Origin of the sequence: Streptomyces sp. NPDC015139, from assembly GCF_043079785.1 — a bacterium.
Classification (GTDB): Bacteria; Actinomycetota; Actinomycetes; order Streptomycetales; family Streptomycetaceae; genus Streptomyces; species Streptomyces albidocamelliae.
In genome coordinates this window covers 223312-233567 of sequence record NZ_JBIBUW010000006.1, presented here as the reverse complement: position 1 = coordinate 233567, position 10256 = coordinate 223312, and the positions used below count along the sequence as shown (strand labels likewise).

7 protein-coding genes and 1 pseudogene are annotated in these 10256 nt (G+C 74.5%); 6 read left to right on the top strand and 2 right to left on the bottom strand.

Translation table 11 applies throughout. The features are described 5' to 3' along the window. Nucleotides 1-247 precede the first annotated feature (247 nt). The 6 genes from ACF08B_RS18630 (at nucleotide 248) to ACF08B_RS18605 (ending at nucleotide 8072) form a co-directional block, all read left to right on the top strand. Nucleotides 248-925 (top strand): FadR/GntR family transcriptional regulator, encoded by a 678-nt coding sequence (locus ACF08B_RS18630; RefSeq protein WP_392318560.1) that lies wholly within the window; start codon nucleotides 248-250, stop codon nucleotides 923-925. 229 nt (nucleotides 926-1154) lie between these two features. Then, nucleotides 1155-2171, top strand: a complete 1017-nt coding sequence (locus ACF08B_RS18625; RefSeq protein WP_392318559.1) for an asparaginase — start codon at nucleotides 1155-1157, stop codon at nucleotides 2169-2171. A gap of 558 nt (nucleotides 2172-2729) precedes the next feature. Continuing rightward, nucleotides 2730-4139, top strand: coding sequence for an aspartate ammonia-lyase (gene aspA / locus ACF08B_RS18620; protein WP_392318329.1), 1410 nt, complete (start codon nucleotides 2730-2732; stop codon nucleotides 4137-4139). 50 nt (nucleotides 4140-4189) lie between these two features. Then, the gene (locus ACF08B_RS18615; protein ID WP_392318328.1) at nucleotides 4190-5128 is read left to right on the top strand and encodes a glutaminase; all 939 of its coding nucleotides are present in this window, start codon (nucleotides 4190-4192) and stop codon (nucleotides 5126-5128) included. Nucleotides 5129-5277: 149 nt separating this feature from the next. Next, on the top strand, nucleotides 5278-6672 hold the full coding sequence (gene mptB, locus ACF08B_RS18610) for a polyprenol phosphomannose-dependent alpha 1,6 mannosyltransferase MptB (RefSeq protein ID WP_392318327.1): 1395 nt from the start codon (nucleotides 5278-5280) through the stop codon (nucleotides 6670-6672). After that, complete coding sequence (locus ACF08B_RS18605; RefSeq protein ID WP_392318326.1) at nucleotides 6669-8072, top strand: glycosyltransferase 87 family protein; 1404 nt, start codon at nucleotides 6669-6671, stop codon at nucleotides 8070-8072. Before mptB ends, ACF08B_RS18605 begins: the two co-directional genes overlap by 4 nt. Before the next feature lie 59 nt (nucleotides 8073-8131). Here ACF08B_RS18605 and ACF08B_RS18600 read toward each other — a convergent pair. Next, nucleotides 8132-8827 (bottom strand): annotated as a pseudogene (locus ACF08B_RS18600) (D-alanyl-D-alanine carboxypeptidase family protein); the annotation flags it as partial. A gap of 226 nt (nucleotides 8828-9053) precedes the next feature. Further along, nucleotides 9054-10202 (bottom strand): transcription termination factor Rho, encoded by a 1149-nt coding sequence (gene rho, locus ACF08B_RS18595; RefSeq protein ID WP_392318325.1) that lies wholly within the window; start codon nucleotides 10200-10202, stop codon nucleotides 9054-9056. Between the last annotated feature and the right edge of the window lie 54 nt (nucleotides 10203-10256).

The following is a 10256-nucleotide window of genomic DNA, read 5'->3' as shown; positions in this document are numbered from 1 at the left end:
GGTTTTGTTTATCCCCCGGTTGGGGGGGGGGGGGGGGGGGGGGGGGGGGCGCGCCCCCCCCCCCCCCCCCCGCCCCCCCCCCCCCCCCCCCCCGGGGGGGGGGCCCCCCCCCCCCGCCCCCCCCCCCCCCCGCCGCCGTCTCCGCACCCCGGCGGCTTGACACTCCCGGTCCGCAGCGCGCAGGATCGCTCCCGTGAACCTGTCAGACAGCCAGATAGGTGGTCTGGGTCCGCGGCGCGTCAGCGCCATGGAAGCGGTCCTCGCCCACCTCCGCGGCGCCATCGAACGCGGCGAGTACGCCATCGGCGACAAGCTTCCCTCCGAGGCCGAGCTGTGCCGGACCCTCGAGGTGTCCCGGCCCGTGCTCCGCGAGGCGCTGCGCGCGCTGCAGACGATGGGCCTGACCGTCTCCCGGACCGGCAAGGGCACCTTCGTCGTCGCCGGCTCGGTCGAGGACCCCACCTTCGGCGACTACGCGGCCAGCGACCTGCTCGAAGTGCGCCGCCACATAGAGATCCCGGTCGCCGGATACGCGGCCCTGCGCCGCACCCCGGAGAACCTGGACCACCTGGTGCACATCCTGGACCGCATGGAACGGGAGACGGACACCACCGCCTGGGTCGCGATGGACACCCTCTTCCACCTCGCCGTGGCCGAGGCCGCCCAGAACCCGGTCTTCCGCCGGGTCATCGAGGAGATCCGCGACGCCCTCGCGCGTCAGTCGGCGTTCCTCAACGAGCTGGGCGGCCGCCGCGAGCAGTCCAACCGCGAGCACCGGGCGATCGTCGAGGCGCTCGTAGACGGTTCCGAGCTCGACGCGGTGGAGGCCATGAGCCACCACCTGGACCGCGTCGAGACCTCCCTCACCGACATCGTGCGCCCCCGGCGCACCGGCCTTCCCGCGCAGGCCGGACCCGAGACGTGAGCGGGCGGCACTTCGCGGACCCGCCACGGCTCCCGACCGGTGCCGTGGCGCTCCCCGCCCGCGCCCTCACCCACGGCGCCGGGCGCACCACCGGGCCCGTTCCGCCGGCGGTCCTCGCGGCGCCTCCCACGGGCCCGTACGGCCTCCCCGGCCGAATAACGCGCCAGTCCACCGGTGCGGACGCGTGACCCGCGTACCGGCCGAAACCGACCCCGAGATGCAGGCAGTGATGCTCAGCAGTTCCCCCGCGGACGCGCCCGTCGTCCGCGAACCCCTCCACGCCCCCGTCGCCCACCTCCTGCGCAGCGGTGTCGTCGAGGGCATCCACTACGGCTCGGTCGTCGTCCTCGACGGCGACGGCCAGGTGCGGTTCCAGCTCGGCGACGTCGAGGCCGCCTTCTACCCGCGCTCGGCCGTCAAGCCCCTCCAGGCCGTGGCCATGCTGCGCGCCGGACTGCCTCTCGACGGCGCGCTGCTGTCGCTGGCGGCCGCCAGCCACTCCGGCGAGGAACGCCACCTCGACGGCACCCGCCGCATCCTCGCCCTGGCCGGACTCGGCGAGGACGACCTGCGCAACGTGCCGGACATGCCGTTCGACCCGGCCGTCCGCGACGCGTGGGTCCGCGCGGGCCGGGCGCCGTCCCGCCTCGCGCAGAACTGCTCCGGCAAGCACGCGGCCATGCTGTGGACCGCCAAGCTCAACGGGTGGACCCTCGGGGACTACCTCGACCCGGCGCACCCGCTCCAGCAGGCCGTCGCGCGGACTGTCGAGGACCTCACCGGCCAGCGTGTCGCCCGCGTGAGCGTCGACGGCTGCGGGGCCCCGCTGTTCTCCATCTCGCTGCACGGCCTCGCCCGCGCCCTGGCCCGCATCACCTCGGCCGCGCCCGGCACGCCCGAGGCCCGGGTCGCCGACGCCATGCGCGAGCACGCCGAGATGGCCTCCGGCGCCGGCCGCGACGTGGCCGCGCTCATGCGGGCGGTGCCCGGGCTGCTCGCCAAGGACGGCTTCGAGGGCGTCCAGGTGGCCGCGCTGCCGGACGGCACGGCCGTCGCCGTGAAGATCGCCGACGGCGCGAACCGGGCGCGGATCCCGGTCGCCGCGGCGGCGCTCGCCCGCGCGGGCGTGGACCCCGGCCTGCTCACCGCCTTCGCGGGGGAGCCGCTGCTGGGCGGCGGGGAGCCGGTGGGGTCCGTACGGACCGTGCGCGCGCTGGACCCCGTCCCGACCCCCGCCTGCGTGTAGGACTCCGCCGGGTGCCGGGCCGGGCGTCGCGTGGCAGGTGGTGGGCGCCGACTGAGGCCGACCGTCGGCTGCCGACGCCCAGCGCCGACGGCCACCGCCTGAGCCGGGCGCCGATTGCCGAGAGGATGTCGACGCCGACGGCTCATCGCCAGGTGCCGGCCGCCGTCGCCGGGAGGCGCCGGTTGACTGCGACCGTCGCCATGCCGTCGCCGACGGCCGACCGCCCAAGACCGGTCCCGATCGCCGACCGCCGTCCCCGACGTCCAGTGCCGACCGACACTGGCCAACGTTCCGGTGCCTATCCCGACCACCGACCGCTGTCGCCCGACGTCGAACCCGATTGCTGACCGCCATCGCCCGACGTCCAACGCCGACCCTCCATGGCCATCGCCTCAGCCGACGCTGCCGCCCACCGCCGATGGCCGGCCGGACTGCCGATTGCCGGTGCCGACGGCAGAACGCCCGAGGCCCAGCCCCGCCCCCGCCCCTCGACCGCCACCGCCCCAGCCGACAGCCGCCGCCTTCACCTCCGTACCTCAGAAAGAGGCCCGTACCCTCATGCTCGCGCCCACCCGTTCCGAACACGATCTGCTCGGCGACCGCGAGGTGCCCGCCGACGCGTACTGGGGCATCCACACCCTGCGCGCGACGGAGAACTTCCCCATCACCGGCACCCCGATCTCCGCGTACCCGCACCTGATCGACGCCCTGGCCGCCGTGAAGGAGGCCGCCGCCCTCGCGAACGAGGAACTCGGCCTGCTCGCGCCGCCGAAGGCCGCCGCGATCGTCGCCGCCTGCCGTGAGATCCGCGCCGGCGGCCTGCACGACCAGTTCGTCGTGGACGTCATCCAGGGCGGTGCCGGCACCTCCACCAACATGAACGCCAACGAGGTCGTGGCGAACCGCGCGCTGGAGCTGCTCGGCCACGCCAAGGGCGAGTACACCCACCTGCACCCCAACGAGGACGTCAACCTCGGCCAGTCCACCAACGACGTCTACCCGACCGCCGTGAAGATCGCGACGGTGTTCGCGGTACGCGGCCTGCTCAAGGCGATGGCCGTCCTCCAGGACGCCTTCGCCCGCAAGGCCGTCGAGTTCCGTGACGTGCTCAAGATGGGCCGCACGCAGTTGCAGGACGCCGTGCCGATGACGCTCGGCCAGGAGTTCTCCGCCTTCGCCGTCATGATCGACGAGGACCGCAGCCGGCTCGCGGAGGCCGTCGAGCTGATCCAGGAGATCAACCTCGGTGCCACGGCCATCGGCACCGGCCTCAACGCCCCGCAGGGTTACGCCGAGGCCGCCCGCAGGCACCTGTCCGTCCTCACCGGCCTGCCCCTGGTCACCGCCGCCAATCTGGTGGAGGCCACCCAGGACTGCGGTGCGTTCGTGCAGATGTCCGGCGTGCTCAAGCGGATCGCCGTCAAGCTCTCCAAGAGCTGCAACGACCTGCGCCTGCTGTCCTCCGGGCCGCGCGCCGGGCTCGGCGAGATCAACCTGCCGGCGGTGCAGGCCGGTTCGTCGATCATGCCGGGCAAGGTCAACCCGGTGATCCCCGAGGTGGTCAACCAGGTCGCCTTCGAGGTCATCGGCAACGACGTCGCCATCACCATGGCCGCCGAGGCAGGACAGCTCCAGCTGAACGCCTTCGAGCCGGTCATCCTGCACTCGCTGTCCGAGTCGATCACCCATCTGCGGAACGCCTGTCTCACCCTGGCCGAGCGCTGCGTGTCCGGTATCACCGCCAACACCGAGCGGCTGCGCGCGACCGTCGAGAACTCCATCGGCCTGGTCACCGCCCTGAACCCGCACATCGGCTACACGGCGGCCACCGACATCGCCAAGGAGGCCCTCGTCACCGGCCGGGGCGTGGCCGAACTGGTCCTGGAGAAGGGTCTGTTGCCGGCCGAGAGGCTCGCCGACCTGCTCCGCCCGGAGGTCGTCGCGGGCAGCGGGGCCCGGCTCGCCTGACCAGCGGCGAGGCCCGCACGACTACGCTCGGGGACCGGCCCGGAGGCACAATGGTGATCATGACAACGACGTCGTCCCTCACCTTCCTGCCGGTCCTGGAGCGCATCGCCGAGGAGATGAGCCGCACCCCCGGGCGCGGCCGTCCCGCCGACTACATCCCGGCGCTCGCGGCCCGCGACCCGCGCAGCTTCGGCATGGCCGTCGCGGAGCTGGACGGCACGGTGTACGGGGTGGGGGAGTGGCGGCAGCCGTTCTCCACGCAGTCCGTCACCAAGGTCTTCACGCTCGCCCTGGACCTGGCCCGGGAGGGCGACGAACTCTGGGAGCACGTGGGCCGTGAGCCCTCCGGCAACCCCTTCAACTCCCTGGTGCAGCTGGAGTACGAGAACGGCATCCCGCGGAATCCTTTCATCAACGCGGGCGCCCTCGTCGTCACCGACCGCCTCCAGACCCGGACCGGTGACGCCGCCGGCGAACTGCTGGCCTTCCTGCGCGCCGAGAGCGGCAACCCCGCCCTCGACTTCGACAAGGAGGTCGCCGCCTCCGAGAACGCGCACGGCGCCCGCAACGCCGCCCTCGCCCATTTCATGGCGTCCTACGGCAACATCGACAACGACGTGCCGGTCCTGCTCGACCAGTACTTCCGGCAGTGCTCCATCGCCGCCTCCTGCGCCGACCTGGCCCTGGCCACCGGCTTCCTGGCCCGGCACGGCATCCGCGCCGACGGCTCCCGGCTGCTCACCCGCAGCGAGGCCAAGCAGGTCAACGCGGTGATGCTGACCTGCGGCACGTACGACGCGGCCGGCGACTTCGCCTACCGGGTGGGCCTGCCCGGCAAGAGCGGTGTCGGCGGCGGCATCATCGCGGTCGTACCGGGGCGCTGCACCCTGTGCGTGTGGAGCCCGGGGCTGGACGAGCGCGGCAACTCGGTGGCCGGCGTGGCGGCCCTGGACCGCTTCACCACCCTCACCGGGCTGTCGGTGTTCTGACCGCCCCGGCGGTCGGCCGAGGCCGCCGCCCGACGGCCGGGCCACCGGCCTGGTGGTCCGCACGTGCCGGTCACGTCCGGGCCGCCCGCCGGTGGAGGGGGCGTCGCCTTCCGGCCATCCGGCATCGACACCCTGAACCGGTGTTGGCCATGGCCTTTCCCGTCGATCTCCGCCGCTGCCAGTTGCTGGGGCTGGCCGGCACCGCCTCTCTCGCGCTGGGCGGTGAGACGGCCGGTGCCCTGCCCGTCCAGGACCTCCTGGCGCCGGCCTCGGTGCGGGCCGCGCTCGGCCTGGTCGGCGTGTACTTCGGCGTCGTCCTGCTGATCGCGGCCTGGGCCCTGCTCGGCCGCCTCGTCCGCGGACCCCGGCCGCCCACCCCGCGCGCCCTGCTCCTGGTGCTCGCCGTCTGGACCGCGCCGCTGCTGCTCGCCCCGCCGCTGTTCAGCCGGGACGTCTACAGCTACCTCGCGCAGGGCGCCATGGTCGACGCGCACATGGACGTCTACGCGCACGGGCCCGCCCAGCTCGGCGGTCCGCTCGCCGACGAGGTGGCCCCGATGTGGCGGCACACCGGAGCCCCGTACGGTCCGGCCTTCCTGGCCCTGGCGTCCGCCCTGTCCGGGCTGACCCGGGGCGAGCTGCCCGCCGGCCTGCTCGGCATGCGTCTGATGGCCCTGCTCGGCGTCGCCCTCATGGCGGTGGCGCTGCCCCGCCTCGCCCGGCACAGCGGCGCCGACCCGGCCGCCGCCCTGTGGCTCGGCGCCCTCAACCCGCTCGTCCTGCTGCACCTGGTCGCGGGTGCCCACAACGACGCGCTCATGCTGGGTCTGCTCGGGCTCGGCCTGGTCGCGGCACGCGGCCGCGGACCTGCCGTCGGCGCCGTGCTCGTCACGCTCGCCGCCCTCGTCAAGGCACCGGCGGCGCTCGGCCTCCTCGCCGTCGTGGCCCTCCAGGTGCGCTCCGGCCGCCGTCCGCTGCCCGCCGTCCTGACCACGGCGGCGGCCGCCGCCGCGACCACGGTCGCCGCCACCGCCGTGGCCGGCACCGGCTACGGCTGGATCGGCGCCCTGAACACCCCGGTCTCACCGCAGAACTGGGCCCTGACCAGCCTCCTCGGACGGGCCACCGCCGCCCTGCTCGACCACCTCGGCAGCGGCCTGGCACCGCTCGCCGTCCCGGCCTGGCACCTGCTCGGCCTCGCGGCCACCGCCGCCGCCGTCCTGCTGATATGGCTGCGGCTGCGCCCGAGACCGGTGTACGCGCTCGGCCTCAGCCTGCTGGCCGTCGCGGTGTTCGGTCCGGCGATCCGTCCCTGGTACGTGCTGTGGGGCCTCTTCCTCATCGCCGCCGGCGCGCCCAGCTCCTCCGTACGGCACCGGGTGGCCGCCCTGGCGGTCGTGCTCGCGCTCGCCGTGCTGCCCAGCGGCGGGCCCGCCGACCTCGGCCAGCTGGTGCTCGCGGTCTCCGGCGGGGTGCTCGGGGTGGTCGTCCTGTGGCAGGCGCACCAGGCGGCGCAGGCCCCGGCACCGGGACGCACGGCATGACCGGGCCGGCGGGGCGCCTGGCGCGGCTCGTCCCGCGCACCGACCGGGGCCGCCTCCTGTTCGTGTCGTGCCTGGTGGCCGCCGTGACGGTGTTCACGGCCACCGTGCCGCTGCTGCGCGACTTCTTCGACCTGCGCGTCTACTACGGGACCGTGCACACGTGGGCGCTCCACGGCGGCCGGATCTACGACTACCGGGTCCCCGGCACCGCGTACGGCTTCACATACCCGCCGTTCGCCGCCGTCGCCATGCTGCCGCTCGCCATGGTCGGCCGGAACACCGCGATCGTCGCCTCCCTGCTGGTGAACCTGGCCGCGCTGGCGGCGGTGCTGCGCGTCCTGGCCGGCCCCGAGTGGCGACGGCACGGCTGGTACCGCTGGTCGCTGGTGCTGTGCCTGCTCGCACTGTTCGAACCGCTGCGGGACACCTTCAGCTTCGGTCAGGTGAACCTCGTCCTGCTCGCCCTGGTGCTCGGCGACGCCCGGCTGCTGGCGGGCGGCCGGGGCCGCTGGGCGGGGGCGGGCATCGGGCTGGCCGCCGCCGTGAAGCTCACGCCCGCGCTCTTCATCGGCCTGCTGCTGCTCGCCGGGCGCCGGCGGGCCGCGGCGACCGCGACGGCCGTGGCCGCCGCGGCGACGGCGCTGGCCGCCTGGGCCGATCCGGGGGCGTCGCGCCACTACTGGACCGAGGCGCTGTGGGACACCGGGCGGGTGGGCCGGCTCGACTACGTGTCGAACCAGTCCCTGCAGGGCGTGCTGGCCCGCCTCGGCGAGTCCGGCCGCCCGCTGTGGGCGACGGCGGTCCTGCTGACCCTGTGCGTCTGGGCGTGGCGCAGCCGCCGCGCGGTCGCGGCCGGCGACTGGACGGCGGCCTTCGCGCTCACCGGTGCGGCGGCCTGCCTGGTCAGCCCGATCACCTGGGTGCACCACCTGGTGTGGCTGCTCCCGTCCTTCGCCGTGCTGTGGCGCGCCGGGCATCGGCGGGTCGCGGGCGCCCTGTTCGCGGTCCTGTGCACCAGCGTGGTGTGGCTGTGGTTCGACGACGCGTCCGGACCGGTCGGCTTCCTCGGCAGCAACACCTACACGTGGATCGCGCTGGCCCTGCTGCTCCGCCTGCCCACGGGTCAGCTCCGCTCGGCCCGGTTGCCCTTGGACCGCAACGCCAGCGCCACGGCCACGGCACCGAGCCCCGAGAGCCCTCCGACGACGGCGGTGCCGGACCAGCCCTCCTCCTCGTCTCTCGATCCGGAGGTGGCCGCTGCCACGGGGACGGCCGCCGGCCGGGACTTGGCGCGCAGTCCGTCCAGCGAGCCGACCGGATCGACCCGCCCGGCCGCCTCGAATCCCCAGTCCAGCAGCTGCCGCGCCTCCTCGTACACCGCGAGTCCGCCGCCCTCCTGAGGGTTCATCACGGTCACCACCAGGGTGCGCCCGCCGCGGCGGGCGGCGGCCACGAGCGTGTTGCCCGCGTTGCTGGTGTAGCCGTTCTTGATGCCGAGGAGACCGGGGTACGGCGCCACCCCGTCCTCGCCGGTCAGCAGCCGGTTGGTGTTCTCGATCGCGTACGGCGACCCGTCACCGGGGAAGTCGGCCTGCGCGGTCCCGCAGTACCGGGCGAAGTCGGCGTTGTGCAGCCCGGCGCGGCCGAAGACGGCCAGGTCGTACGCGGAGGAGACCTGTCCGGGGGCGTCGTAGCCGTCGGGGGAGACGACGTGGGTGTCCATGGCGCCGAGCGAGCGGGCCTTCTGCTGCATGCGGTCGGTGGTGGCCCGCCAGCCGCCGTTCAGCGAGGCCAGTACGTGCACGGCGTCGTTGCCGGAGCTGAGGAAGACCCCGTGCCACAGGTCGGCGACCCGGTAGGTGTGCCCCTCCTCGACGCCGACGAGGCTGCTGCCCTCGCCGACGTCGGCCAGCTCCTGGTAGCGCACGGTGTGCTGGAGGCCGCTGGGCAGCGTGGGCAGCACGGTGAGGGCGAACAGGGTCTTCATGGTGCTCGCGGGCGGCAGTCTGCGGTGTGCGTGGTTCGCCGCCAGCACCTCTCCGCTGTCGGCGTCCGCGACCAGCCAGGAGAGCGCCGAGACCTCCGGCACCTCGGGCGCGCCGCGGTGCGGCCGGACCTGCGTGTCGGAGCCGTAGAGCAGGGAGGGCCCGGGCATCGCCGCCCGGGGCTGCGGCGGCGCGGGTTCCCCGGCGCGGGGCCCGGCGGCGGCGGTGGCCGGCGACAGCGCCAGCACTCCGGCCACGCAGAGGGCACAGGTCGATACAACCGCCCGATGAGAAAGTCCGGTGATCATATGATTCAACGTACGAACGGGAGCGCCGCCCAACGCGCTGCGAGGGCCGTTCGGCCCACGGGAGCAACCCGGACGATGCACCGGGCCGTCAGCAGGCGGGCAGCGTGGGCAGGATCCGCCGCAGGAACGTGGCGTTGTCCGGAGTGCTCCGCAGCCGCTCCAGGAGGGTGTCCAGGGGGGCCGGTCCGCCCTCGCGCGGGCGCAGGGCTCGGCGCAGCCCGTGTACGGCGGCCAACTCGGCCGGTTCGAGCAGGAGTTCCTCGCGGCGGGTGCCGGTGGTGTCGATGTCCACGGCGGGGAAGACACGGCGGCCGGCGAGCTCCCGGTCCAGACGGAGTTCCATGTTGCCCGTGCTCTTCAGCTCCTCGAAGAAGTAGCCGTCGGCGCGGGATCCGGTGTCCACCAGCGCGGTGGCGAGGATGGTGAGGGACCCGCCTTCCTCGGCCTGGCGCGCGGCGCCGAAGAACCGCTTGGGGCCGAGCAGCGCGCCGGCGTCGACGCCACCGCTCAGGGTGCGCCCGCCGGCGGCGGAGGCGTTGTTGTGCGCCCGGCACAGCCGGGTCAGCGAGTCCAGCAGGACGACGACGTCCTCGCCGGCCTCCACCAGGCGTTTGGCCCGCTCGACGACGAGTTCGGCGAGGGCGATGTGCTCCTTGGCCGGCCGGTCGAAGGTGGAGGCGTAGACCTCGCCGCGTACCGATCGGCGCATCTCGGTGACCTCCTCGGGGCGCTCGTCCAGCAGCAGGACCATGAGGCGGCACTCCGGGTGGTTGCCCGCCACGGCGGCGGCGAGTTGCTGGAGCAGTACGGTCTTGCCGCTCTTGGGCGGGGCCACGACGAGGCCGCGCTGGCCCTTGCCGACCGGCGCGAAGAGGTCGGTGACCCGTCCCGCGAGGCCGGACGCGGGATGTTCGAGGCGGAGCCGCCGGTGCGGGTGGAGCGGGGTGAGGTCGCGGAAGTTCCGGCGGGTGCGGAGTTCGGCGGGGACGCGCCCGTCGACGCGGGCGACGTCGGTCAGGGCGCGCCGGGCGTCGCGGACGCCCTCGACCAGGTCGCCCTTGCGCAGTCCGTACCGGCGGACGAGTGCCGCGGGGACCTGCGGGTCGGCGGGGGAGGGCAGGAGGCTCGCGCCCCGCAGGTGCCCCTTCCCCTGTGCGTCGACGTCCAGGACGCCGGTGACGAGTCGGGCGGCCGGTGGCTGCGGGGCCGCGGGAGGGTGTTCGAGTGTGGTGGTCATGCGGTGTCCTTTCACGGACGGAAGGGAGGAGCAGAAGGGGAGAGGCCGCGATCG

Bases quoted from the DNA above. Each gene is read 5' to 3' on its own strand.
- ACF08B_RS18630 (WP_392318560.1), top strand. From the start codon at position 248: ATGGAAGCGGTCCTCGCCCACCTCCGCGGCGCCATCGAACGCGGCGAG.
- aspA (WP_392318329.1), top strand. From the start codon at position 2,730: ATGCTCGCGCCCACCCGTTCCGAACACGATCTGCTCGGCGACCGCGAG.
- rho (WP_392318325.1), bottom strand. From the start codon at position 10,202: ATGACCACCACACTCGAACACCCTCCCGCGGCCCCGCAGCCACCGGCC.
- mptB (WP_392318327.1), top strand. From the start codon at position 5,278: ATGGCCTTTCCCGTCGATCTCCGCCGCTGCCAGTTGCTGGGGCTGGCC.
- ACF08B_RS18605 (WP_392318326.1), top strand. From the start codon at position 6,669: ATGACCGGGCCGGCGGGGCGCCTGGCGCGGCTCGTCCCGCGCACCGAC.
- ACF08B_RS18615 (WP_392318328.1), top strand. From the start codon at position 4,190: ATGGTGATCATGACAACGACGTCGTCCCTCACCTTCCTGCCGGTCCTG.
- ACF08B_RS18625 (WP_392318559.1), top strand. From the start codon at position 1,155: ATGCTCAGCAGTTCCCCCGCGGACGCGCCCGTCGTCCGCGAACCCCTC.